The organism is Solwaraspora sp. WMMA2059 (assembly GCF_027497315.1).
Classification (GTDB): Bacteria; Actinomycetota; Actinomycetes; order Mycobacteriales; family Micromonosporaceae; genus Micromonospora_E.
In genome coordinates this window covers 5,533,073-5,557,298 of record NZ_CP114908.1, presented here as the reverse complement: position 1 = coordinate 5,557,298, position 24,226 = coordinate 5,533,073, and the positions used below count along the sequence as shown (strand labels likewise).

Here is a 24,226-nt window from a genome sequence, read left to right as displayed (position 1 = left end):
CCCACGGTGGAGCCTCCCCAGGAGCCACCTGCTAGTCGAAGGTCCAGAAGAAGTAGAGGACGTTGGGCGGGTTGCCGTACGCGCGGTACTGGCAGAGGTACGAGCTCCACAGGTCGTTCTGGACCCCGTAGTTGCCGTACGAGTGGCAGAAGCTCAGGTCACTGTAGACGTTGCGGAGCGTGCCGCCCGGCGGGTCCGGGTAGTCCGCCGCCGCCGGGGCGGCGGTGGTCGCGAACAGGCCGGCCATGGCGATCATGAACGCCACCAGCAGTGTGGTCAGTCTTCGCATGCATCCTCCCATAGGGTCGGGGCACTGGCCGATCTTCCGCGTGTCTCCAGGCACCACAAGATCGACGTATGACGATTTCATGATGCCATCGTGGCTGGCCCGTGGGAAGGCTTGGGCGCCGCAGACCTCGGCCACTGACGGGCCCGTCAGCGGTGACCACGCCAGCCTGGGGAAGTAGCTGCGGTACTTGACATATGCCTTCCCTGCCAGGAAACCCGCAGGGTGGGGCAGTTGACCGCGTCGGATCCTCGGTGAGGATGTCGAGCAGGACGTTGGAGTCGACCAGGGTGACGGTCCCGTCCGAATGCGTCTCGGGCACCGCGCGAAGCCGTTCATCCGCCACGGAGCAACTCCATGAGCTGGTCCGTGGTCATGCCCTCCGTCTCGCGTGCGGTGCCCTGCCCGCGTAGATGCCGCACAAGCCGTTGTCCTCTGGAGGGGGCGCCGTCGACCCGCACGATCCGCAGCGCGCCGCCCTCCTCGACAACCTCGATCTCGTCGCCTTCATGCAGGCCGTGTTTGGCGCGCAGCGACGCAGGGATGGTCACCTGACCCTTGCTGTTCAGCTTCACCGTGCCTCCACTTGCTTGTACTACGTAATACCAGCGGTTGTGTTTCAGGGCTGCGAGGGGTTTCCTCCCCTCCCCTGGGTTCCAGTCGCAGGGCGGGGTCGAGGTCAACCCCTGACTGACTTGACTTTGTTGCATGTTATGACTCATGGTTGTGAGACAAAGCTTGCGACTATGGAGGTGGTGGCGATGCGCCAGACAGAGCACAGCGAGACCAGGCAGTGGCTGGACCGGCACGGTCTGACCGAGGCCGAGCCGACGCCGCTGCTGGCGACCCGGCTGGCCGTGCGACGGCGGGCCAAGCTCGTCGGCGACATCCTGCTGGCCGGGTTCCTGATCGGCGCGGCACTCACCCACGCGACGGGCCGGGCCACCGACACGGCGTACTCCTGGCTGCCGTTGCTGGTGCTCACCGCGCTGGTGGTCGGCATGCTGGCGGCGCAGTGGCTGCTCCGTCAATGGGTCCGCCGCGTCGACCGGCGGGCCGGCGCGCAACTGCCCCGGCGGGTGGCCCATCCGGTCGGGTTCGGCTGGCCGGCGGTGCTCGGCCGGCCGTACGCCGTCTTTACGGTCGCCGCCTACACCGGCGCGCTGGTGCTCGCGGTGAGCGTACTGCCGGTTTCCGACCCGGTGCTGCGGGCCGGGGCCGCCGTCGTGCTGATCGGGCTCGCCGGTGCCGGTGCCGGCATGGTCATGCAGCTGCGTCAGGTGCTGACCAGCCCGGCCGTCGCCGAGGACGAGGCGTCGCTCACGGCGGACGTCGTCATGCGGGTCGAGGACGCCCGCGCCCTCGTCACCCCCAGCCTGGTCTGGATGCTGCCGGCCATCTTCCTGTACGGGGAGTCGCTGGGCTGGTGGAACGCGGTCGCTATCGGACTCGTCGTGGCCGGTGTCGTCGCGTTCGGTCTGGTCCAGACCCGGACCACGGCTGTCGGGGCGACCGCACGGCAGGCCATGATCGTCCGATGATCGTCATCGACGCCGCCTCGCCGACGCCGCCGTACGAGCAGCTGCGGGCCCAGCTCGCCCGGCAGATCCAGGACCGGTCGCTGGCCGTCGGCACCCGGCTGCCGACGGTCCGCCGGCTCGCCGCCGACCTCGGCCTGGCCGTGAACACCGTCGGTCGGGCGTACCGGGAGCTGGAGGAGGCCGGGCTGATCGAGACCCGTGGGCGGGCCGGCTCGTTCGTCACAGCCGCCGGCGACCAGGCCCTCGAGCAGGCCCACCGCGCCGCCCGCGACTACGCGACGATCATCGCCCGGAGCGGCATCGACCCCGCGGAGGCGATCCGGATCGTCCAGGCGGCCCTGGGCCGCCCGGCCACACCGTGACTCACCGGCCACGCCCGCGACCGGCACCGGCACCGGCGCCAGCCGGCTGCCGGTCCCGGTGGCGCAGCCGCCAACGGTCGACGCCCGCGTGCAGCAGCACCAACGGCAGTACGCCCACCACGTACCAGGCCAGGTCGGTGGGGTCGAAATGGACACCGAGGACCAGCCGTGCCAGCAGACTGCGCTCGGACAGCTCCGCCGGTACGCCGGTCAGCTGCAGGAACTCGACGAGCCAGCAGAAGGCGACGGCACCCGCCCCGGCCACGATCGGCCCGGCACGCGGAGCCAGGACGAACACGCCCGCGTAGACCATCGACGCGTACAGGGCGGTGCCGGAGTACTGCTGCAGCGCGCCGGAACTGTCCAGCACGCCGTTCCCACCGGCCAGCACCCGGATGCCGAGTGCCACGGCGAGGAACCCGCCGGCGGCGGCCAGACCCGCCAACCGTACCCGCCACCTGAGACCTGCCACGGCGCCCGACCCTACAGTTCACCGGCCCTGTCGGTCACCGGCCGGTCAGCGGTCCCGGCGGATCTCAGCACGTCGATCTCGCAGCCCGGCGAGGCCGGGTCGAAGCCGTGCTCGACCAGCCAACGGATCGCCAACAGGCTGCGTAGCGACCACCACGCGCCGATCACGTCGAGGTCGACGGCGGTGCCGTAGCCGGCGAGGACGTCACCAAGGCGCTCCCGGTGCCCGAGTGTCAGGGTGGCGAGGTCGAACAGGGCGTCACCTCGGCCTGCCTCGGACCAGTCGAGCATGCCGGTGACCTCATGACCGTCGACGAGGACGTGGGCGATCTGCAGGTCGCCGTGCGTGAAGACCGGTGTCCACGGCCGCAACGCGGCCCCGGCGATCCGGCGGTTGCGCATGACGAGGTCGGCGGGGAGCACTCTGTTCGCGATGAGCCACCTGCACTCGCCGTCGAGTTGCGAAGCCAACTCGTCGGGACTGCGACCGGGCCACGGTGGCAGCGGCGCGTCGTGCAGCATCCGTACGGCGGCACCCGTCGCTGTCCAGGCCGCCGCCGACGCCGCCGACGGCTCGCCGAGCCGGCCGAGCGCCGTCCCGGCCAGGGCTGCGAGCGCGAGTACGGGCGGTCTACGCCACAGCACCTGCGGAGTCGGCCGGCGAACGGCGTCACCCGGTTTACCGGCGGGCGTCCGGCGCTCCGGCGGGCGGGATTCATGATCAGGTGAGCGCTGTGGACTTCACAACCGCGACGAGACGTTCATAGCGCTCACATGATCATGAGTTGAGGGTTGCGCCGTCGGTCGCGGACGGCCGTGTCCGCCTGATGCTCGCGGCGCAGTGGATCGAGGAGTCCGTAGTGGCTGAGATCCGCCATGGACAATGTAGTCCCTCCCCGCACGGTGTCCGGTACGAGAAGTATCGATGCCGTGTGATGATCAGCTTGGCATGGAATTGATCGCGAAAGATATTGATATGACCATGTGACAGGTGGTGCAGTTGTGCTCACCAGCGGAGTCCTCCCCACCCCCAGGAGGTCTATATGCGATTCCGCGCACCAACTGCCAACGCCGGCTCGTGGCGCAGGACCACCGTCCTGCTGATCGCGACCGTCGTCGGCCTGTTCGCCGTCGTGACCGGCCCGGTGTCGGCCGATCCCAAGCCCAGCGGTTCCGACCGGGAGTCGATCGCCGGCCCGTACCGGGTCCTCGGACCGCGTACCTTCGCCGACCGCGACGCGGTGGCCGCGACCGGCGCCGCGATCGACTACATCGAACACGGCATCCTCAACATCACCGCGACCCGGGCCGAGGTCAGCGCGATCCAGGCGCTCGGCTTCGAGGTCGAAGCGGTCCGGGCACCCACCAGGACCGACGCGTCCGGCGACGTCACCACGTTGGACTTCCCGCCGTCCGACTCGGCGTACCACAACTACGCAGAGCTGACCACGGTGGTCAACCAGGTAGTCTCCAGCCACTCGAACATCGCCCGGAAGATCAGCATCGGGACCTCGTACGAGGGCCGCGACCTGATGGCGGTCAAGATCTCCGACAACGTCGGCACCGACGAGGACGAGCCGGAGATCCTGTTCAACTCACAGCAGCACGCCCGCGAGCACCTCACCGTCGAGATGGCGATCTACCTGCTGAACCTGTTCACCGACGGCTACGGCAGCGACTCGCGGATCACCAACATCGTCAACACCCGCGAGATCTGGATCGTGCCGACCGTCAACCCGGACGGCAGTGAGTACGACATCGCCACCGGCTCGTACCGGTCCTGGCGCAAGAACCGCCAGCCCAACAGCGGCTCGTTTGCCGTCGGCACCGACCTGAACCGCAACTGGGACTACCTGTGGGGCTGCTGCGGCGGATCCTCCGGCTCCCCGTCGTCGTCGACCTACCGCGGCCCGTACGCCTTCTCCGCCCCGGAGACGCAGGCGCTGCGCGACTTCGTCAACAGCCGGGTGGTCGGCGGTGAGCAGCAGATCACGGCCAACATCGACTTCCACAGCTACTCGGAGCTGGTGCTCTGGCCGTTCGGCTGGACCACCGCCAACACCCCGTCCGGGATGACCACCGACCAGTACAACACCTTCGCCACCCTCGGTACGCAGATGGCGGCGACCAACGGCTACACCCCGGAACAGTCGTCCGACCTCTACATCACCGACGGCAGCAGCATCGACTGGATGTGGGGCGTGCACGGCATCTGGGCGTACACCTTCGAGCTGTACCCCGGCTCGTCCAGCGGCGGCGGCTTCTACCCGCCCGACGAGGTGATCCCCACCCAGACCGCCCGCAACCGGGAAGCGGTGCTGATGTTCAGCGAGTACGCCGACTGCCCGTACCGGGTGATCGGCAAGGAGTCGCAGTACTGCGGCGGCGGTCCGGTCGACCCGCCGGGCAGCACCGTCTGGGCGGACGACTTCGAGTCCGCGACCGGCTGGACGACCGACCCGAGCGGCACCGACACCGCCACCACCGGGCAGTGGGAGCGCGGCGTCGCGCAGGCCACCAGCTCCGGCGGGGCCCTGCAGCTGACCGCCTACCAGGGCAGCAACAGCCTGGTCACCGGGCGGCTGGCCGGCTCCTCGGCCGGCTCGTACGACATCGACAGCGGGGCCACCAGCGCCCGCTCCCCGGCGATCACGCTGCCGTCGAGCGGCACCCTCACCCTGTCGCTCGCCTGGTACCTGGCCCACCTGAACAACTCGTCGTCGGCCGACTACCTGCGGATCAGCGTGGTGCACAGTGGCGGCACGACGACGCTGTTGAACCAGTCCGGCGCGGGGAGCAACCGGTACGGGTCCTGGTCGACCGGCAGCTACAACCTGACCCCGTACGCGGGTCAGACGGTGCGGATCCTGGTCGAGGCGGCGGACGCCTCCACCGCCAGCCTGGTCGAGGCGGCCATCGACGACGTCCGGATCACCAGGTCCTGACGGCGGGCAGGGCTGCCGGCAACTGACGGCACGCAGGGCTGCCGTGCGGTGAACATCACCGGACGGCAGCCCTGCGCTGCTGCGATGACGCTGCGGCGGCGTCGGTGGGTTACCGTGCTACCGACCGCCCCGCAGCGAAGCCGGTGCGAACCCGGCGCTGTCCCGCAACTGTGATGCCCCGGCCGACAGCCGGGGGCTAGCCAGGTCGCCTGCGGCGTGGTCGCGAACCGCGCTCTCGAGGAAGGGCGCCTCGCCACCTGGCCGGGGCCGGCGTCACCACCCCGACCTGTCGGCGAAGCACCAGCCCTCGACCGACAGGAGGACCAGATGAGCAGACCCCTTACGCGGCGGGCAGCGTTGCTGCGTACCGCCGCGGTCGCCACCGCCGCGACCCTCGCCCTGACCGGATGCGGCCAGGCCGGCGACGGCTCCGGCGGGCCCGACGACGCGCAGCCCGGCGTCAGCCCGGAGGCCGCCGCCAGCTACCCGGTCACCGTCGGTGACCTGACCCTGGAGGTACGCCCGGAGCGGATCGTCGCACTGTCGCCGACCGCGACCGAGATGCTCTTCGCGATCGGCGCCGGCGACCAGGTGGCCGCCGTCGACGACAACTCCAACCACCCGGCCGAGGCGCCGACCACCGAGCTGTCCGGGTTCACCCCGAACGTCGAGGCGATCGCCGGCTACGAGCCCGACCTGGTGGTGCTCTCCGGCGACACCAACGAGGTGGTGGCCGGGCTGACCCGACTGTCGATCCCGGTCTACCTGGCCGGGGCGGCGGTGACCCTGGACGACACGTACCGTCAGATCACCGAGCTGGGCGCCCTCACCGGGCACCCGGAGGCAGCGGCCGACCTGGTCGACACCATGCGGTCCGACATCGACAAACTGGTCGCCGACGCGGCGCAGCCGGCCGAGCCGTTGAGCTACTACTACGAGCTCGACCCGACTCTCTACACGGTGACCAGCGAAACCTTCGTCGGGTCGCTGTTCACCATGGTCGGGCTGACCAACATCGCCGACCCGGCGGACCCGTCCGGGGAGGCCGGCGGCTACCCGCAGCTGTCCGCCGAGGCGCTGATCGACGCCGACCCGGACCTGATCTTCCTCGCCGACACCAGGTGCTGCCAGCAGAACGCGCAGACGGTGGCGCAGCGGGCCGGCTGGTCCACCATCACCGCCGTACAGACCGGTCAGGTGGTCGAGCTCGACGACGACATCGCGTCCCGCTGGGGTCCCCGGGTGGTCGACCTGGTCCGGGCGATCGTCGACGCGGTCGACGCGGCGGCGGCGTCCTGACGTGCTCCGTACGCCGGTCCGGCGGCGGCCCGGGCTGACCACCGGCTGGTTCGCTGGTGCGGTGACGGCAGTCGTGCTGTCGGCCCTGGCCGGGCTGGCGTTCGGCCCGGCCAGTCTGCCGCCGCTGGCGGTCGCCGCCGAACTGCTCAACCTGCTGCCCGGCGTCGACGTGGACAGTGGACTCAACGACCGGCAGGTGGCGATCGTCACCCAGCTGCGGCTGCCCCGGGTGGTGCTGGCACTGCTGGTCGGCGGCATGCTGGCCCTGGCCGGCGGCTGCTACCAGGGGGTGTTCCGCAACCCGCTGGCCGACCCGCATCTGCTCGGCGCCGCCGCCGGGGCCGGGCTGGCGGTGACCGCGGTCATCGCGCTGCGCCCCGGCACCGGAGTGCTGACCGGGCTGCCGGTGACGGTGCCGCTGGCCGCGTTCGTCGGCGCGCTCGGGGCGGTCGCGCTGACCTACCTGCTCGGTACGGGTGCCGCCGGGCCGGACCGGTCCACCGCGACGCTGATCCTGGCCGGGGTGGCGGTGTCGGCGTTCCTCGCCGCCGGGCAGACCTACCTGCTGCAACGCCACGTGGACACCATCCGGGAGGTCTACTCGTGGCTGCTGGGTCGGCTGGCCACCGACGGCTGGCACGAGGTTCGGCTGGTCCTGCCGTACGCGGTGATCGCCGCCGTGGTGGTGTTGGCGCAGCGCCGCGAGCTGGACGTGCTGTCGGTCGGTGACGAGGAGGCGGCCAGCCTCGGCCTGCACCCGCAGCGGTCCCGCTACCTGCTGCTCGCCGCCGCGTCGCTGGGCACCGCCGCGGCGGTGTCGGTATCCGGGCTGATCGGCTTCGTCGGGTTGATCGTGCCGCACCTGGTCCGACTGGTAGCAGGCAGCAGCTACCGGGTGATCCTGCCGCTGTCGATGCTGCTCGGTGGCGCGTTCCTGACCGTCACCGACGTGGTGGCCCGTACCGTGGCCGCGCCGGCCGAGATCCCGATCGGTGTGGTCACCGCCTTCTTCGGCGCCCCGTTCTTCGTGCTGGTGCTGCGTACCACCCGCCGGACGGTGGCGCTGTGACCGCGCCCGGGCCCGCGCCCGAGACCGGGCCGGCCGCGGCTGGGAGCACCCCGGTGGTCGGCCGTGACCTGCGGGTACGCCTCGGCGGCGCGCCGGTACTGGACGGTGTCGACCTGACCGTGGCCGCCGGTGAGTGGGTGGCGGTGATCGGGCCGAACGGGGCCGGCAAGTCGACCCTGCTGCGGGCGGTCGGCGGGCTGCTGCCGGTCGACGGCAGCCTGAAGCTGTTCGGTACGCCGATCACCCGGCTCGGCCGCCGGGCCCGGGCCCGGCTGGTCGCCACCGTCGTACAGTCGCCGGTGGTGCCGGCCGGGATCGCCGTCGCCGACTACGTGCTGCTCGGCCGTACCCCGTACGTTCCGCTGCTGGGCCGGGAGTCGGCGGCCGACCTGGCGGTGGTCGACGACGTGCTCGCCCGGCTCGACCTGACCGGGTTCGCGCACCGGCGGCTGGCCACACTGTCCGGTGGTGAACGCCAGCGGGTGCTGCTGGCCCGGGCACTGGCCCAGGGCGCTCCGCTGCTGCTGCTCGACGAGCCGACCAGCGCACTGGACGTCGGCCATCAGCAGGAGGTGCTGGAACTGGTCGACGAGCTGCGCCGGGACCGGGGGCTGACCGTGCTGGCCACCATGCACGACCTGTCGGTGGCCGGCGAGTACGCCGACCGGCTGGTGCTGCTCGCCGCCGGCCGGACGGTCGCCGCCGGCCCGCCGGCCGAGGTGCTCACCGAGGAGAACCTGGCCCGGTACTACCGGGCCCGGGTGCGGGTGCTGCCCGGCGCGCACGGCCCGCTGGTCGTCCCGGTCCGCGACCGGGACGTTCCCCGACCAGAACCGTCAGTCGCCGGCGATCCGGATCACCGAGAAGAAGGCCCCCTGCGGGTCGTTGAGCACGGCGAACCGGCCGTGCGGCAGGTCGGTGGGCGGGACTGAGACGGTGCCGCCGAGCGCGGCGGCGTGCGCGGCGGTGGCGTCGCAGTCGTTCACCGCGAAATACACCATCCAGTGGGCCGGCAGGTCCGCCGGCCAGTCGTCGCCGACCATCGGCATCATCCCGGCGACGGGCTGCTGTTCGACCAGCCATTCCGTGTACATGATCGGCGGGAACGGGGTGTCCCGGCACTCCCAGTCGAAGACCGCGCCGTAGAACTCCTTCGCGCCCTCCGGGTCGCGGGTGGTCAGCTCGTTCCAGCACAGTGAGCCGGGCACGTTCGCCAGCTCCGCGCCGGCCATGGACAGCGGCTGCCAGACGGCGAAGCTGGCCCCGGCCGGGTCGGTGAAGACCGCCGCCCTACCCCGGTCGAGCACGTCGAACGGCGGCATCAGCACGGTGCCGCCGGCCGACTCGACGAGCTTGGCGCTCGCCTGGGCGTCCAGCGTGCCGATGTACGTGGTCCAGGTCGGCGGCTGCCCGCCGGTGGACACCGAGCCGGCCCCGGCGACCAGTTTGTCGTCCTTGCTGAACAGGGTGTAACCCTCGGCGTCCGGATCCTCGGGCGGCTGCGCGGACCAGCCGAACAGTTCGCCGTAGAACCGGATCGCACCGGGCAGGTCGGAGGTGCCGAGGTCGACCCAGGCGGGCACCCCGGCCGCGGCGACGGACATGGCGGATTTCCTCCTGCGGATCGGCTGGCTGGACCCTGCTGACCGAATCCTGGCACCCGGTCGCCTACGGTCGGGGGAGATTCGCCGAAGCAATCGCCCGGCACGCGGAATCATGGCCCGCGCCGAGGGTAACCGCGCACCGGGCTGACGTCACCGACCGAAGCCAGGCGGGGTGCCGGACACCGGGCGGCGACGCCGGACACCGGCCGGGACGCGGGACAGCGGGGGAGAACGATGGTACGGGTGATCGAGGTGTTGCCGGGCGACATCGACCGGGCGATCAACGACGACCACGTCCTGCTGGACCAGCTTTTCCGGCGGCTGGAAACCGGCCAGGGCGACCGGCGGATCCTGGCCGACCAGGTGGTCTACCGGATCTCCATGCACCTGGCGGCCGAGGAACAGATCCTCGACCCGGTCTTCGACGAGCCGGCGGTGACCGACCGGCTGACCGCCGGGTCGGTCGGCGAGCTGATCAAGCGGGGGCGGGACACCCGTCAGCGGATCAAGGAGGCGGCCGCCGAGATCGACCGGTCCAGACCCGGCAACCTGGACTTCGAGGAGGCGCTCAACCACTTGATCGCCGACGTCCGCCGGCAGGCCGCCGAGCAGGAGGGGACGTTGCTGCCGGCGCTGCGGGCCACGGTCGGCCCGCAGCGGATGGCCGAACTCGGCGCGCAGTTCACCGCCGCCAAGTATCGTGCCCCGACCCATCCGCACCCGCAGACACCGAACACCTCCCGCAGCAGCCGGCTACTGGGCGGGCCGGCGGCGCTGGTCGACCGGCTCCGCGACCGGACCTCGGGGCGGCGTGGCTGGTTCGCCACCGACGCGTCCGGGCTGCTGGAACCGCAGTCCCAGGCGCTGCTGGACGTGTTCGCCGCGCTCGGCCCCCGACCCACCGAGATCCTCGAACCGGCCGAGGCGCGGCGCCAGCCGACCCTGTCCGACGCGGTGGCCCGGATCCGTACCGCCCGGGGGGACATGGAGGAACGGGAGCCGGTCGACTCGGTCTTCGACTTCGCCATCGACGGTCCCGGCGGGCAACTGACCCTGCGGGTCTACCGGCCGACGTCGGCGTCGCCAGCCGGCGGCCTGCCGGTGCTGATCTACCTGTACGCCGGTGGCTGGGTGGTCGGCAGCCTGGACACCTACGACGCCACCCCCCGCGCGCTGTGCAACAAGGAACGGTGTCTGGTGGTGGCGGTGGACTACCGGCACGCCCCGGAACACCCGTTCCCGGCCGCCCACGACGACGTGCTCGCCGCGACCCGCTGGCTGCTGGACAACGCCGGGGAGATCGGCGGTGACCCGGGACGGATCGCCATTGCCGGCGAGGCCGCCGGCGGCAACATGGCGGTGGCCACCTGTCTGCAGTTGCGCGACGCCGGTCAGCGGCTGCCGCTGCTGCAGGTGCTGATCTACCCGGTGACCAGCGTGACGATCGACGACGGCTCCGGAGTGGACGCCGCCGACGCGGCGCCGCTGAACCGCCCGATGCTGAGCTGGTTCGCCCGGCACGCCTTCCCCCGGCCGGAGATGCTCGGCGACCCTCGGGTGGCGTTGCTCGACCTGCCGGTGCAACGGCTCGCCGGCCTGCCGCCGGCGGTGGTGCTGACCGTGGAACGGGATCCGCTGCGCGACCAGGGGCAGGCGTTCGCGCAGCGGCTGCGGGCGGCCGGGGTGCCGGTCGAGCACATCCACTACGACGGCGTACCGCACGAGTTCTTCGGCATGGGCGCGGTGCTGGACGTGGCGGAGGCGGCTCAGGACCGGGTGGCGGCGGAGCTGCACACCGTGTTCAACCCGTCCGGCCAGTCGTCGAGTGGCTGGCCGACCGGCCTGTGAGCCTCCGGGACCGGAATCAGCGGTCGGCGAGGTCGGCGATGGTGTTCACCAGACCGGCTGCGGTCTGCGGCTCCCGGGTGGTCAGCACGAGATAGCGCCCACCGGACAGCTGCACCCGGATGCCCGGACCGGATCGGGTGATCAATCCACGTCCCCGCGTGTCGGGGTGGTAGCGGTAGCCCCAGCCGCCCCATTCGGACACCCGTACCGTCGTCTGGACGGCCCCGACGACCTCCCGCGCCGGTACGCTGATCCGCGGCCACCCGAACGGACCGAATCCGATGTGGATGCCTTGCCGGTCGATGGTCAGCCGGTTGACCAGCAGCAGCATCACCAACGCCACGGTGAGCAACACCGGGCTGGCCACCCAGACGTTGATCCAGACCGCCAGGACCCCGGCGAGCAGCAGCAACGGGACCAGGATCCACAGCCCGGTGCGGGACACCGATGTCTGCTCGGTCCACCCGGCACCGTCGGCCGGCAGCGGCACCCGGGGCAGCTCGGCGGCGGGTCGGCCGTCCGCCGCCGGCCCGGCCGGCGGCTGACCGCACGCCGCGTACGCGAGCACCGTCCAACCCGTCACCCCGACCATCAGCGCGGGAATGTGCCAGCTCGGCGCCGGCGCCCGGGTCGGGTCCAGTACATCGACCGAAAGTGCCACGGTGGTCAGCCAGATCCCGGCGACGAAGCCGGCGACCGCCGCGCCGATGGTGATCAGCCACCGCCGCAGCTGCCACCGTAGCCCGAGCGGCAGCACCCCGACTGCGGCGAGCACCGCCCCGGCGGCCGCGCCGATCGTGTAGCCGGTCACGCTGTTCGTCAGCGAACTGGTCGCGTCGACGACATCGGCCGTGTTCCAGTGCATCGGTAGCCGGTCCGGCAGCCGGTGCCGCAGCACCTCGGCGGTCAACGGCACCACGGCGACCGCGAGCACAGCGAGCAGGAAACCGAGTAGCCGCCGGCCGCCGCCACCGGCGCGGTCCTGCCCGGCCGTCCCTCCATCGCTCACCTGGCGATTGTTTCCCAGCTGTCGCCGGGCCAACCTGGAGGGGGCGGGCGGTGTGGCGCGCGCCGTTCTGCTAGTGCCGCCGGTCGGTTCTGTCAGTGCCGCCGGTCGGTCCGGCAGTGGTCGCCCAGCGGGGTCGGAAGCGGGTCGGCGTGCAGCACCGTCAACCGGGACACCGCCCGGGTCAGCACCACGTACAGCCGGTGCAGCCCACGCGGCTCGGCCGCGACGATAGCGGCCGGCTCGACCACCACCACGTGGTCGTACTCCAGCCCTTTCACCTCGGTCGCGGCGACTACCGACACCCGGATCCCGGGGTCGCCGGCGGCTCCGGTGACCTCGATACCGGCTGCGGTCAGCGCGTCGCGCAGGCCGGGCAGCGCGGACTCGGCGGCGATCACCCCGACCGAGCCGTCGTGGGTCAGCGCCGCGCGTACCTCGGCCACCGTGGCACCGGTCAGATCGTCGACCGTACGCAGCGACAGCGAACCGTCGCGACGCAGCGACACCGCCGGTGGTACGTCCACTTCGAGCGCCGGCAGCAGCCGGTTGGCCAGCTCGACCACCACCGCCGGCACCCGGAAGCCGACCGTCAGCGGCACCACCGGGGCGTCGGGCCGACCGAGGTGGGTCAGCGTGCGGTGCCAGTCGGTGGCCGCCCACGGGGCGGTGCCCTGCGCCAGGTCGCCGAGCAGGGTGACCGAGCCGTGTTCGCTGCGCCGGGCGATCGCCCGGCACTGCATCGGCGACAGGTCCTGCGCCTCGTCGATCACCACGTGCCCGTACCCGGTCGGCCGGTCGAGCAGCCCGGCGACCTCGTCGATGAGCACCAGGTCGGCCTTGGTCCATCTGGTGGTGCGGACCGACCTGGCCAACGGTCGCAGCAGCGCCGCCTGCTCGGCCTCGTCGAGCAGACCGGTGGCGGCGGCCGCCAGCCGCTGCGGATCGGTGAGCAGCGTGGACACCACCTCGGTCGGGGTGAGCGCCGGCCAGACCCGGTCCAGCAGGGCGCGTACCGGGGCCACCCGGGCCATCCGCCGCAGCCAGGCGTCGCTCGGTGATTCGGCACGCCGGGTTTCGGCTTGGCGTTGCAGCAGCGCGACGATCCGGGCCAGCACCCGTTCCCGACCGATCCGGTACGGCGGATCCTCCTCGCGGACCGTCCGGACGATCCGGTGCAACGCCTCGACGCCGATCCGCCAGCGGTAGGAGCCGTCCGGCACCACGATCGACTCGTCCGGCTCGCCGAGGTACGCCTCGACGGCGCGCCGCAGCACCTGCGCCATCCTCGGGTCGTGTTTGAGCGCGGCGGCGGCCGGGGTGTCGTCGGCGCGCACCGGCACCGAGTCGATCAGGTCGGCGACCGTGCGCTGGGCTACCTCGACCTCGCCGAGGGCGGGCAGCACGTTGGCGATGTAGGACAGGAACACCCGGTTCGGCCCGACTATCAGCACGCCGGCCTTGCGTAGCCGTTCCCGGTGCGCGTACAGCAGATAGGCGGCCCGGTGCAGCCCGACCGCGGTCTTGCCGGTGCCGGGCGCGCCCTGCACGCAGATCGACTCGGCCAGCTCAGCCCGGACCAGCTCGTCCTGGTCGGGCTGGATGGTGGCGACGATGTCCCGCATCGGGCCGACCCGGGGCCGCTCGATCTCCGTGGTCAGGATGCGTGAGGCGGTGCCGAGCTCTTCGCCCCGGTCGAGGTGTTCGTCCTCGAAGCTGGTGAGTTCGCCGCCGGCGTAGCCGAACCGGCGGCGGACCCGTACCTGCTGCGGGTCGCGGGCGCTGGCCTGGTAGAAGGCCCGGCTGCGCGGCGCTCGCCAGTCGAGCACCAGTGGTTCGCCGGTGTTGTCGGCGACATGCCGGCGGCCGATGTGGTGGCGACTGATTCGGTGCCGGCCGGCCGGCAGCCCGCCCGGATCGGGCTCACCGCCTGGCTCAGGGGCGTCGTCAATTCCGTCGTCGAGGTCGGGATCGTCTTCGACATCGAGCCGGCCGAAGAACAGCGGCGTGTCCGGGTTGTCGGCCAGCTCGGCGACCCGGCGGGCCAGGTGCCTGCCCAGGGTTTCGGCGGTGTACGCGTCCCCGGCGACCCGATCGCCGGTGCTGAACAGGGCTTCGGCCCGGTTGCGCATCCGGGCGAGGGCGGCGCGGGACGCGGTCAGATGAGCGCGTTCGGCGGCGAGTTCGCCGTCCAGGTCGGGTGCGGGGCGGTCCAGTGCGGGGCGGTCGGGTGCGGGGCGGTCGAGGTCGGGTGCGGGCATGCTGACTCCTGGCTGGATCGCCGGCGTGCTCGCTCGCGTGTCCGGAACCGGGTCGGCCGGTGCCCGGCGCGGGGGACGTCCGCTGCGGTGCGACTCACCGCGGCCGTCAAGCGGCCATCGACTTTACCCCTGGCCCGTCGCGGGTCAATCAGATTTCCCCGCTATGCCGGCGCGACGGGGTTGCCGGGGCGATCTGTTCGACGGGTGCCCGGGGGTGCGGGGTGCGCCACAGGCCGGGCCGCCGCCGGGCGTGGCGACTGCCCGACGGCTACCGTGGAGATCATGAGTCACGGTGACGGGGGTGAGGGCGGCGGGCTGCGCCGACCACGGGTCGGGCACATCCAGTTCCTGAACTGCCTGCCCATCTACTGGGGGCTGATGCGTTCCGGCGCGCTGCTCGACGTCGACCTGCACAAGGACTCCCCGGAACGGCTCGGAGCCGCCCTGGTCGCTGGCGACCTGGACATCGGCCCGATCTCGTTGGTCGAGTACCTGCGGCACGCCGACCAGTTCCTGCTGCTGCCGGACATCGCGGTAGGTAGCGACGGGCCGGTGCTGTCGGTGAACGTCGTCACCACCCGGCCACTGGGCGAGTTGTCCGGCCGCCCGGTGGCGCTCGGCTCCACTTCGCGTACCGGTGTGCTGCTGGCCCGGATGCTGCTGGCCGAGCGGTACGGCGTCGAACCAAACTACTTCACCTGCCCGCCGGACGTCACCCAGATGCTGCTGGAGGCCGACGCCGCCGTGCTGATCGGCGACGTCGCATTGCGGGCCCACCACGAGGCGCCGGCGCGCGGTCTGGCTGTCACCGATCTGGGGCAGGCGTGGCGGGACTGGACCGGGCTGCCGATGGTCTTCGCCGTCTGGGCGGTCCGCCGGGACTTCGCCGCCGCCCACCCCGGCCAGGTCAAGGAGGTCCACCAGGCGTTCCTGCGGTCGCGTGACCTGTGCCTCGCCGAGCTAGACGCGGTGGCACGGGCCGCCGCCAGGTGGGAGCCGTTCGACGCGCCGACGCTGGCGTCGTACTTCCGGGCGTTGGACTTTTCGCTCGGTGACCGGCAGGTGGCCGGACTGCGGGAGTTCGCCCGCCGCGCGGCCCGGTCGGGTGCCGCCCCGGCACTGCCGTCTGCCGGCCCTGAGTTCTTCCTGCCCTGAGTTCTTCCTGCCTGACCGCGTCTGGATGGCTCAGCTGCCGGCCGAGGTGGTTGCCGCTGCCCGCAACTGCTGCGCCACCGCACGGCAGGTCTGTCCGCCGTACGTGAAGGGCCGGTCGGCCGGGAACCGGGTCATCACCCCGATGGTCCACCCGTCGCCGATCGCCAGGCAGTTGACGTGCCACTTCTGCTCATCGTCGCGGATCACCCAGCCGTTCTTGATGGCGATCCCATCGGCTTCGTCTGCCGGGAATGCCTCGATCACCCCGAAATCACCTGGACTGCGTACGCTGCGCATCTCGGTCATCAGCCAGTCGGTCCACTCGGCGCCGGCCGCCCGGCCATCGGCGATGCACGCCCCGATCCGGGCCACGTCGCGGGGGGAGAGCCGGGTGGTGCTCCATCTGTTCTCGGTCGAGCTGCGGCTGTCGGTGAGCCCGCAGATCCGGATCATCCGCTCGGTCGCTGCGGTTCGGCCGATTTCCTGCCACAGCTCCTCAGCGACCTGGTTGTCGCTGTCCCTGATCATGATCTCGAGCTGCTGCATCCGGAAGTTGCTCGGCGACCGGCCCGCTTCGGCCGAGGTACGCAGGTAGTCGGCGGCGATCCACGCCTTGATCAGCGACGCCGTGGTACTGGTCTCGGCCAGATTGGCCGATCCGTGGATCTCGCCGGTGCGTTGGTCGAGCATCGCCCACGACCACCAGCCGTCGATGCCGTCCAGCTGTACCGTGGTCGGCGCGACGGCCAGCGGTGACAGCGTGGGGTCGGGCTCCGGGGTCGGGCTCTCGCTCGGGCCGGCCATCGGGTTCGACGTCGGTTGATGCCAGCTGGGCTGCTGGTCGGTGGCCCGTCCGTTGGTGGCCTGTCGGTCGGCAGGCTGCTCACCAGCGGCGGCCAACGGCGTGGCGGGAACCAGCCGCGACCCGGCGATGCCGGCGGCTGCCAGAGCGATCAGACCGATCACGATCAGCGGCGTACGCCACCTGGCCCGGGTGTGCCGGGCTACGCCGCCTGCCCGCCCGGTCACCAGCTGGGAGGGTCGGCTGGCCATCAGCCGGCCCGGTCCGCTGGTGAACAGCCGGCGCAGCCGGCGGGTCGACGATATCCAGGAGGTGGGTGGCATGTCAGTTGGCCGGTGTCGCCGGGAGCGGCAGTTCGGCCGGCAGCTGGATGGCGGCGCCGGCGTGTGGGGTGACGAGTTGCCGGGCCACCTCGCGGCAGATGCCCGCCCCGTACTCGAGGCCGTAAGGGCCCGGGTAGCGAGTCATCACCGCGAGGATCCAGTCGTCGTGCACGGCCAGGCAGTTGAGGTGCCACATGCCGTCCGCCCAGATCAGCGTCCAGCCGTTCTTGATGCCGACCGGCGACTCCCGCAACAGGCTCTCCGGTAGTCCATCGATGATGCCCCAGCGGCCACCGCCGGAGGTGGATTCCTGCTCGGAGGCGGCGATCCCGCCCCGCACCTGAGACATCTCGTCGAGCACCCAATCGGTCCACAACGGGCCGGCGGCGGTGCCGTTCTTGACGCACTCGCCCATCAGCACGGCATCGCGGGCGGACATCTGGGTGTAGCTCCACCAGACGTTGTCCTCCTTCGGCGGCACGACCATCCGGGTCTGCTGCAGGCCGCACATCTTGATCATCCGGGTGATCACGTCTTCGCCGCCGGCACTGTAGAACAGCAGGTCCGTGGCCCGGTCGTCGCTGTCGCGGATGGCCAGGCTGGCCAGCTGCAGAATTTCCGGATCAGGCTCGGCGTCATCGAGCTGCCGTAGGTAGTCCGCGACGATCCAGATTTTGATCATCGATTCGGTGGAGCTGGTCTCGGTCATGTTGGCCGAGCCGCCGATCTCGCCGCTGTCGCGGTCCAGCAGCGCCCAGGTCATGAAACCGGTGACCGGGACCGAGACCGCTACGGCCCGCAACGTCGGCACGGCTGGAGGCCCGGGGGACTCGGCCATGGCGAGGGGCGGATCGGTCAGCTCGTCGACGGGCCGGTTGGCGTCCGGCCGGGTCCCGCCGAGGAACCGGGCCGAGGCGGCGGGGACCACCAGAACGGCACCGACCACCAGGGCTGCCAGCACGACAGTGAGTGTCACGCGTGAACTCATGGGGACTGCTCCGGGGAGTGAATCGATGATTTCAGCTCGTCGGTGCTCTCTGGCAGGTTTGCGTCGGTCCGGGAAGGTCCTGGTACCGAGGTGTTTCTGTAACTGTGGGTTTCTTTGCGGACAGATGCGAGTCAGGTGGGCCGGTTTGAACGTCGTCGCCGCCGCGCCATTGGGCAGTTTACGGGGCGAATCTCGGAGTGCCAGCCCTCGCGCGCCGGAGATCTCGGGGGATGGGTGTCGGATAGATATGGTTCGTCCAGTTAGTTGAGTATTTTCAGGATGATAAGTGGATAAGCATCACATTCACCAGGCGTCGCTGATCGCTCGCTGTCCCGACTTGGTCTCTGGCGGTGAAGATTTTCGACAGCTGTTACAGGGCTTGGCTACGACTGGGGATTCTTGTAACACTATGTCGGTGGACGGTGACGACGCCCAGACGGTGAGTGGCGCCCGCGGCGGGATCCTCGACGAGGTCGAGGCCGCTGAAGCTGACCTGCGCGCCGCGGCGCTACGCGGCCGGATCCCCGGTCCACGCGTCGCCGACGAGCTGGCCGATCCGGACGATCCGGGTGATCCCGACCGCTCGACCGATCCCGACCGGGACTTCACCGAGATGATCGACGCCGACCAGAAGATCGAGCCGCGCGACTGGATGCCGGACGGCTACCGGCGCACGCTGATCCGGCAGATCGCCCAGCACGCGCACTCCGAGATCATCGGCATGCAGCCCGAAGGCAACTGGCTGACCCGGGCGCCCAGCCTGCACCGCAAGGCGATCCTGCTGGCAAAGGTCCAGGACGAGGCCGGCCACGGGCTGTACCTGTACGCCGCGGCGGAAACCCTGGGCGTCAGTCGGGAAGAGTTGCTCGACCTGCTGCTCGCCGGCCGGCAGAAGTACAGCTCCATCTTCAACTACCCCACGCTCACCTGGGCAGACGTCGGCGCGATCGGTTGGTTGGTGGACGGTGCGGCGATCATCAACCAGGTCCCACTGTGCCGTTGCTCATACGGCCCGTACGCCCGCGCCATGATCCGCATCTGCAAGGAGGAGTCGTTCCACCAGCGGCAGGGCTACGAGATCCTGCACACCCTCGCGCACGGCACACCGGCCCAACGTCAGATGGCCCAGGACGCGGTGGACCGCTGGTGGTTCCCGTCGCTGGCGATGTTCGGCCCGCCGGACGCCGACTCGACCCATTCGGGCCAGTCGATGCGATGGAAGATCAAACGGTTCTCCAACGACGAGCTGCGCCAACGCTTCGTGGACATGTGCGTCCAGCAGGTCGGCCCGCTCGGGCTCACCCTGCCCGATCCCGGCCTACGGTGGAACGAGCAGCGTCAGGCGTACGACTTCACCCCGCCGGACTACGACGAACTGCTCCGGGTGATCCGCGGCGACGGGCCGTGCAACCGGCAGCGACTTGCCCACCGGCGGGCCGCGCACGACGCCGGCGGCTGGGTCCGCGAGGCGTCCCGGGCGTACGCCGAAAAGCAGGCCAGCCGGCGGAAAGCCAGCACCGTGCCGGCCGGGGTCGGCACCGTGCCGGCCGGAGTGGGCGCTCCGCCAGTCGGAGCGGAGGCCGGATGAGCGGCGAAGCGGCCCGGACCCCGCCCACCCCGCTGTGGGAGGTCTTCATCCGGTCCCGGCGCGGGCTCGCCCACACCCACGTCGGTAGCCTGCACGCGCCGGACGCGGCGCTCGCCCTGCGGCACGCCCGCGACCTGTACACCCGACGGCAGGAAGGTGTCTCCATCTGGGTGGTACCGGCGGAGTCGATCACCGCGTCCAGCCCGGACGAGAAGGACGCCTTCTTCGACCCGGCGGCCGACAAGGTCTACCGGCACCCGACCTTCTACCAGGTGCCGGACGGAGCGCAGCACCTGTGACCACGACACCCCCCGACCAGCTGCTCTGCTGGGCCGACGACGCGTTGATCACCGCTCAGCGGCTGGCCGCCTGGTGCGCCCGTGCCCCCGAGCTGGAGGAGGACGTCGCGCTCACCAACATCGCGCTCGACCAGCTCGGCGTGGCCCGGCTGCTGCTGTCGTACGCCGCCGAGCAGCTCACCCCCGATGCGGTGCCGGCCGCGCCGGCCGACCAGCCGGTCACCGAGGACACCCTGGCCTTTCTCCGCTCCGACCAGGAGTTTCGCAACTGCCTGCTGGTGGAGCTGCCGGACGACGACTACGCGATGACCATCGGCAAGCTGCTGTTCCTCGCCGCGTACCAGCTCCGGCTCTACGCCGTGCTGAGTGCCGGCGCCGACCAGCGGCTCGCCGCGATCGCCGGCAAGGCGGCCAAGGAGTCCACCTACCATCTCGACCACGCGCGGCTGTGGACCCTGCGGCTCGGCGACGGCACCGAGGAGTCGCGCCGCCGCATGCAGTACGCGGTCGACGAACTCTGGCCGTACACCTATGAGCTGGTCGCCCCGGTGCCCGGCAGTGGCCCCGCCGACCTGCGGGCCGACTGGCTCGCCGTCATCGGTCCGATCCTTGCCGAAGCCACCCTGGCCGCGCCTGCCGGCACCGGGTCCGCCGCCGCCGCTGGCGACGGTGGCGGCTGGCGGCCCGGCGGCGGTCGGCTGGGTCGGCACACCGAACACCTGTCGTACCTGCTGGCCGAGATGCAGGTGGTGCACCGGGCCCACCCAGGCGCGCGATGGTGACCGGACCCCCCGCTGCAGCCGGCGGGTTCAGCTCGGCTGGTGGTGGGGCCAGCTCGGCCGCTGGTGGGACCGGCTCGGCCGCCCGGGCGGCGGTCGAAGCCGTCGTCGACCCGGAGATCCGCGTACTCACCATCGCCGAGCTCGGCATTCTCCGCGCCGTCGAGGTCACCGAGGCCACCGGCGCTGTCCGGGTGACGGTCACCCCCACCTACAGTGGATGCCCGGCGATGGAGCTGATCCGGGGCGAGATCCGGGCGGCGCTGCACCGGTCCGGCTTCACCGACGTCGCGGTCGTCACCGAGTTGGCGCCCGCCTGGAGCACCGACTGGATCACCGAGGCTGGCCGACGCAAGCTCGTTGCCGCCGGGATCGCCCCACCGTCGCCGGCCACCGTCGGTCCGGTGCCGGTGCCGGTGACCGTTCGCTGCCCGGCCTGCGGCTCACCGCGCACCGAGCAGCTGAGTCGATTCGGTGCCACGGCCTGCAAGGCGCTGTGGCGGTGCCTGGCCTGCACCGAGCCGTTCGAGCAGATGAAGGCGTTCTGATGGCGGTGACGATCAGTCGACCGGCGCGACGGCGCCCGGTGTTCCATCCCCTCCCGGTCGCCGATGTCGATCAGCTCACCGCCGACGCCGTGGCGGTCACCTTCGCCGTACCACCGGAGCTGCGCGACGCGTACCGGTTCCAGGCCGGACAGCACTTGACCGTACGGCTGGTCGACCCGGCCGGCGGCCCGGAGATCCGCCGCTCGTACTCCATCTGCTCGACCCCGGCGGAGCTCGCCGACCACGGCCGGCTGCGGATCGGCGTGCGGCACGTCGCCGGTGGTGCCTTCTCCGGGTACGCGGTGCGCCAGCTTGCCGCCGGGGCCACCGTGGAGGTGATGCCGCCGCTCGGGCATTTCACCACCAAGTTCGAACCGGGCCGTAGCCGGTACTACGGCGCGCTGGCCGCCGGCTCCGGCATCACGCCGGTGTTGTCCCTGCTCGCCACCGGGTTGGCCACCGAGCCGGGCAGCCGGTTCACGCTCGTCTTCGGCAACCGGTCCGCGCACACCGTGATGTTCGCCGACGAGATCGCCGACCTGAAGGACCGGTACCCGGACCGGCTGCAGGTGGTGCACGTGCTGTCCCGGGAGACGCAGGACGCGGAGTTGCTCACCGGGCGGATCGACGCCGCCCGGTTCGGCCGGCTGCTGGACACCGTGGTGCCGGGACACCAGGTGGACGAATGGTTCCTCTGCGGGCCGTACGCGCTGGTCATGACGGCCCGGCAGGTGCTCACCGAGCGGGGCGTGCCGGACGAGGCCGTACACAGCGAACTCTTTCACGCCGGGGACGCGCCGCCGGCCGGCGCCGACGCGGTTACCGATGTCGACGCGGCACCAGGCACCGATCCGGCCGGCACCGAGGTGACCGGCGCGGACGTGACCAGTACGGAGGTGACCGTACTGCTCGACGGGCGGGCGTCGACGGTGCGGACGCGGCCGGGGGAGCGGGTGCTCGACGCGGCCCTGCGGGTCCGGTCCGAGTTGCCGTACGCCTGCAAGGGTGGGGTCTGCTCGACCTGCCGGGCGAAGGTCGTCGACGGCGCGGTGACGATGGCCCGCAACTACGCCCTGGAGCCGGACGAGGTGGCCAACGGTTATGTGCTGACCTGCCAGTCGGCGCCCACCACGCCGACGCTCACCGTCGACTACGACGCCTGACGCGCTGGCCACGACGGCTGCCGGGCGTCACGGGGATGATCGTCGACCGAGCTGGTCGAGCAGTTGGCGGGCCTGCTGGTGGGAGGTGAGCCGGACGAACCGCAGCCGGCGCCACCGGGGGTCGACCGAAGCGGCCTGGATGCGGCTCCGGTAACGGGCGTGCTGTTGCCAGGCCCAGACGATGATCGACTCTTCCGGATCAAGGCTGAACACGTTCGACCAGCGCTCCCGGTTGCCGTTCCACAGTTCCACCCGGTGCGCCGCGCGGCGTACCGTACGTCGGACGATCTGCTGCATCACCTGCCGGCGCGGCAGGTCGAACCAGATCACCGTGTCGACTCGCCGCCAGATCAGGTCGCGCACCGTCGAGTAGCTGCCGTCCACCACCCAGCCGTCGCCGGAGACTGCGGCCGCCACCCGTTCCCGGAACTCCGGTTCCGGTGTCGGCTGCCAGTCCTGCTGGTGGAACAGGGCGTCCAACTCGATGTGCGGCACACCGAGCCGTACGGCCAACTCGGCGGCCAGAGTGGACTTACCTGAGCCTGGTGCCCCCATGACCGACACCCGTCGCATGGATGCAGGCTAGCGTCAGGAGACCACCTTGGCACCGGCTCCGGAGGGCTGCTCGACGTGGGCGGTCCGCTGCTCGGGAATCGACGGGGCGCTCAACGTGACCTCGACCGTCTTTCGGGTGCCCCATCCGGTCTTCCAGCAGGTGACCACGCCGTACCACCGGGCGGCGCGCAGTACCAGCATCGCCCAGAGCACTGCGACCGGGGCGAGCATCCAAGTCCCCAACTGGTACGCCGCCGACTGGTCGGACCGGCGGATCGCCAGGTAGCGGAGGCACTGTGCGTAGCCGATCGCCATTGGCACACAGATGAGCCAGGGTAACGCGGCCAGCGAAGGCTCCCGGATCGGTTGTACCACCGCGATGGTCAGGAACAGTGCGGTGGACAGTAGCGTCGTCGCCCATCGAATCAGGTGTAGCCAGTACGCCCACGACCGCAACGGCAGGTATCGCATCCGCCACAGTGACCGGATGAACGATCCGCGCATCCAGCGGATGAACATCCGCAGGAAGTGGCCGGTCTGCTCCGGCATCAGCGCGAAGGCGAACGCGCTGGGCTGTTGCACAGTTCGGCCGCGCAGCATGGCGAACAGGGTCAGCATCGAGTCGTCGCTGAACGGCACCCGACGTCCTGCGAACCTTTCATGCAGATAGCTGTCCAGATTGTCGCGGATCACCTGGCCTCGGTAGACGGCGATGGGCCCCGAGTTGACCCAGACCGCGCCGAACACTGACAGGCTGGACCGATCGGTCAGCTGGCCGGTGACGAACCACAGGTCGGTGAACCGGGTCAGGAACGATGCGTGAACGTTGGCTGCCATCACGATCCCGGCGACGGACTGCACCGTCTGATCAGCGAGGGGTTTGAGTAGCTCGTTGAGCGTTTCCGGGTCGCTGATCGTGTCCGAGTCGACCGTCCAGTACACATCCGCGTCCGGCGCCTGGCCGACCCCGGCTGCCTGCGCGTGTCTCTTGCCGGCATTGTCCTGGCGCAGCCATACCGGACGGATGCCGCTGTCGCTGGCTGCCCGCTGAAACCAGATGCGGGTCTCGGCGTACCCGACGTCGCCGGTGGTGGAACCGTCATCCACCACGACGATCGTCTGCGGCCGTCGTCGTTGACCGATCATGGACTCGAGGCATGCGCGCAGCGCGGCCGGGTCCTCGTTGTACGCGGGGACCAACGCGGCCACGTCCAGCGTATCGAGGAGCCGCTGTCTGGCCGGGCCAACCTGGTAGGGCTGGTTGAGGTAGGCAAATCCCAGCTGCCACACCAGCAGTCCGTACATCAGGACGTAGATCGCCGCGAACTGATGCC

At 71.1% G+C, this 24,226-nt stretch carries 23 protein-coding genes, 1 pseudogene and 1 riboswitch; of the genes and pseudogenes, 13 read left to right on the top strand and 11 right to left on the bottom strand.

Annotated features, from left to right (window positions below):
• Nucleotides 1-31 precede the first annotated feature (31 nt).
• Both O7553_RS25495 and O7553_RS25490 read right to left on the bottom strand, forming a co-directional pair.
• On the bottom strand, nucleotides 32-289 hold the full coding sequence (locus tag O7553_RS25495; RefSeq protein WP_281552125.1) for a hypothetical protein: 258 nt from the start codon (nucleotides 287-289) through the stop codon (nucleotides 32-34).
• Between the two features lie 332 nt (nucleotides 290-621).
• The gene (locus O7553_RS25490; RefSeq protein WP_281552124.1) at nucleotides 622-861 is read right to left on the bottom strand and encodes an AbrB/MazE/SpoVT family DNA-binding domain-containing protein; all 240 of its coding nucleotides are present in this window, start codon (nucleotides 859-861) and stop codon (nucleotides 622-624) included.
• Between the two features lie 186 nt (nucleotides 862-1,047).
• On the opposite strand from O7553_RS25490, the gene O7553_RS25485 reads away from it, so the two are divergent.
• Nucleotides 1,048-1,827 (top strand): hypothetical protein, encoded by a 780-nt coding sequence (locus O7553_RS25485; protein WP_281552123.1) that lies wholly within the window; start codon nucleotides 1,048-1,050, stop codon nucleotides 1,825-1,827.
• Nucleotides 1,824-2,189, top strand: coding sequence for a GntR family transcriptional regulator (locus O7553_RS25480; RefSeq protein WP_278173272.1), 366 nt, complete (start codon nucleotides 1,824-1,826; stop codon nucleotides 2,187-2,189). The genes O7553_RS25485 and O7553_RS25480 overlap by 4 nt, the downstream gene beginning before the upstream one ends.
• Nucleotide 2,190: 1 nt before the next feature.
• On the opposite strand, the gene O7553_RS25475 is transcribed toward O7553_RS25480, so the two are convergent.
• Nucleotides 2,191-2,661, bottom strand: a complete 471-nt coding sequence (locus O7553_RS25475) for a DUF2809 domain-containing protein (RefSeq protein ID WP_281552122.1) — start codon at nucleotides 2,659-2,661, stop codon at nucleotides 2,191-2,193.
• Nucleotides 2,662-2,672: 11 nt separating this feature from the next.
• Nucleotides 2,673-3,305 carry a phosphotransferase gene (locus O7553_RS25470; RefSeq protein ID WP_281552121.1) on the bottom strand — a complete coding sequence of 211 codons (633 nt, stop codon included), beginning with the start codon at nucleotides 3,303-3,305 and terminating at the stop codon, nucleotides 2,673-2,675.
• Between the two features lie 398 nt (nucleotides 3,306-3,703).
• On the opposite strand from O7553_RS25470, the gene O7553_RS25465 reads away from it, so the two are divergent.
• From O7553_RS25465 to O7553_RS25450, 4 genes and pseudogenes are all read left to right on the top strand, one after another.
• The gene (locus O7553_RS25465; RefSeq protein ID WP_281552120.1) at nucleotides 3,704-5,605 is read left to right on the top strand and encodes a M14 family zinc carboxypeptidase; all 1,902 of its coding nucleotides are present in this window, start codon (nucleotides 3,704-3,706) and stop codon (nucleotides 5,603-5,605) included.
• A 139-nt stretch (nucleotides 5,606-5,744) separates the two neighbouring features.
• A riboswitch (cobalamin riboswitch) is annotated at nucleotides 5,745-5,810 on the top strand.
• A gap of 122 nt (nucleotides 5,811-5,932) precedes the next feature.
• A complete protein-coding gene (locus tag O7553_RS25460) occupies nucleotides 5,933-6,904 on the top strand; it encodes an ABC transporter substrate-binding protein (RefSeq protein ID WP_281552119.1) in 972 nt (323 codons plus the stop codon).
• Nucleotide 6,905: 1 nt separating this feature from the next.
• Entirely contained in the window at nucleotides 6,906-7,973 is a 1,068-nt protein-coding gene (locus O7553_RS25455; RefSeq protein ID WP_348650033.1) for an iron ABC transporter permease, read from the top strand.
• 53 nt (nucleotides 7,974-8,026) lie between these two features.
• Nucleotides 8,027-8,788, top strand: a pseudogene (locus O7553_RS25450) (ABC transporter ATP-binding protein); the annotation flags it as partial.
• A gap of 21 nt (nucleotides 8,789-8,809) precedes the next feature.
• Here the strand turns inward: O7553_RS25450 and O7553_RS25445 are convergent.
• Nucleotides 8,810-9,577 (bottom strand): VOC family protein, encoded by a 768-nt coding sequence (locus O7553_RS25445; protein WP_281552118.1) that lies wholly within the window; start codon nucleotides 9,575-9,577, stop codon nucleotides 8,810-8,812.
• Nucleotides 9,578-9,820: 243 nt separating this feature from the next.
• On the opposite strand from O7553_RS25445, the gene O7553_RS25440 reads away from it, so the two are divergent.
• Nucleotides 9,821-11,425 carry an alpha/beta hydrolase fold domain-containing protein gene (locus tag O7553_RS25440; protein ID WP_281552117.1) on the top strand — a complete coding sequence of 535 codons (1,605 nt, stop codon included), beginning with the start codon at nucleotides 9,821-9,823 and terminating at the stop codon, nucleotides 11,423-11,425.
• Between the two features lie 16 nt (nucleotides 11,426-11,441).
• Here O7553_RS25440 and O7553_RS25435 read toward each other — a convergent pair whose 3' ends face one another.
• Both O7553_RS25435 and O7553_RS25430 read right to left on the bottom strand, forming a co-directional pair.
• On the bottom strand, nucleotides 11,442-12,434 hold the full coding sequence (locus O7553_RS25435; RefSeq protein WP_281552116.1) for a hypothetical protein: 993 nt from the start codon (nucleotides 12,432-12,434) through the stop codon (nucleotides 11,442-11,444).
• A 92-nt stretch (nucleotides 12,435-12,526) separates the two neighbouring features.
• Complete coding sequence (locus O7553_RS25430) at nucleotides 12,527-14,692, bottom strand: AAA family ATPase (RefSeq protein WP_281552115.1); 2,166 nt, start codon at nucleotides 14,690-14,692, stop codon at nucleotides 12,527-12,529.
• Between the two features lie 282 nt (nucleotides 14,693-14,974).
• Between O7553_RS25430 and O7553_RS25425 the strand changes: the two genes are divergently transcribed.
• Nucleotides 14,975-15,847: a menaquinone biosynthesis protein gene (locus O7553_RS25425; RefSeq protein WP_281552114.1), complete on the top strand. Its 873-nt coding sequence runs from the start codon at nucleotides 14,975-14,977 to the stop codon at nucleotides 15,845-15,847.
• A 30-nt stretch (nucleotides 15,848-15,877) separates the two neighbouring features.
• On the opposite strand, the gene O7553_RS25420 is transcribed toward O7553_RS25425, so the two are convergent.
• Both O7553_RS25420 and O7553_RS25415 read right to left on the bottom strand, forming a co-directional pair.
• Complete coding sequence (locus tag O7553_RS25420) at nucleotides 15,878-16,972, bottom strand: hypothetical protein (protein WP_281552113.1); 1,095 nt, start codon at nucleotides 16,970-16,972, stop codon at nucleotides 15,878-15,880.
• Between the two features lies 1 nt (nucleotide 16,973).
• Nucleotides 16,974-17,960, bottom strand: a complete 987-nt coding sequence (locus O7553_RS25415; RefSeq protein WP_281552112.1) for a serine hydrolase — start codon at nucleotides 17,958-17,960, stop codon at nucleotides 16,974-16,976.
• Between the two features lie 409 nt (nucleotides 17,961-18,369).
• On the opposite strand from O7553_RS25415, the gene paaA reads away from it, so the two are divergent.
• From paaA to paaE, 5 genes are read left to right on the top strand one after another with little or no spacing between them, the layout of a single operon-like run.
• Complete coding sequence (gene paaA / locus O7553_RS25410; protein ID WP_281552111.1) at nucleotides 18,370-19,548, top strand: 1,2-phenylacetyl-CoA epoxidase subunit PaaA; 1,179 nt, start codon at nucleotides 18,370-18,372, stop codon at nucleotides 19,546-19,548.
• Nucleotides 19,545-19,847 (top strand): 1,2-phenylacetyl-CoA epoxidase subunit PaaB, encoded by a 303-nt coding sequence (gene paaB, locus O7553_RS25405; RefSeq protein ID WP_281552110.1) that lies wholly within the window; start codon nucleotides 19,545-19,547, stop codon nucleotides 19,845-19,847. Before paaA ends, paaB begins: the two co-directional genes overlap by 4 nt.
• On the top strand, nucleotides 19,844-20,629 hold the full coding sequence (paaC, locus tag O7553_RS25400) for a 1,2-phenylacetyl-CoA epoxidase subunit PaaC (RefSeq protein WP_281552109.1): 786 nt from the start codon (nucleotides 19,844-19,846) through the stop codon (nucleotides 20,627-20,629). The genes paaB and paaC overlap by 4 nt, the downstream gene beginning before the upstream one ends.
• Nucleotides 20,623-21,174: a 1,2-phenylacetyl-CoA epoxidase subunit PaaD gene (gene paaD, locus O7553_RS25395; RefSeq protein ID WP_281552108.1), complete on the top strand. Its 552-nt coding sequence runs from the start codon at nucleotides 20,623-20,625 to the stop codon at nucleotides 21,172-21,174. Before paaC ends, paaD begins: the two co-directional genes overlap by 7 nt.
• Entirely contained in the window at nucleotides 21,174-22,337 is a 1,164-nt protein-coding gene (gene paaE, locus O7553_RS25390; protein ID WP_281552107.1) for a 1,2-phenylacetyl-CoA epoxidase subunit PaaE, read from the top strand. Before paaD ends, paaE begins: the two co-directional genes overlap by 1 nt.
• Nucleotides 22,338-22,364: 27 nt before the next feature.
• On the opposite strand, the gene O7553_RS25385 is transcribed toward paaE, so the two are convergent.
• Nucleotides 22,365-22,910 carry an AAA family ATPase gene (locus O7553_RS25385; RefSeq protein ID WP_281552106.1) on the bottom strand — a complete coding sequence of 182 codons (546 nt, stop codon included), beginning with the start codon at nucleotides 22,908-22,910 and terminating at the stop codon, nucleotides 22,365-22,367.
• Nucleotides 22,911-22,925: 15 nt separating this feature from the next.
• Nucleotides 22,926-24,197 (bottom strand): glycosyltransferase, encoded by a 1,272-nt coding sequence (locus O7553_RS25380; protein ID WP_281552105.1) that lies wholly within the window; start codon nucleotides 24,195-24,197, stop codon nucleotides 22,926-22,928.
• Between the last annotated feature and the right edge of the window lie 29 nt (nucleotides 24,198-24,226).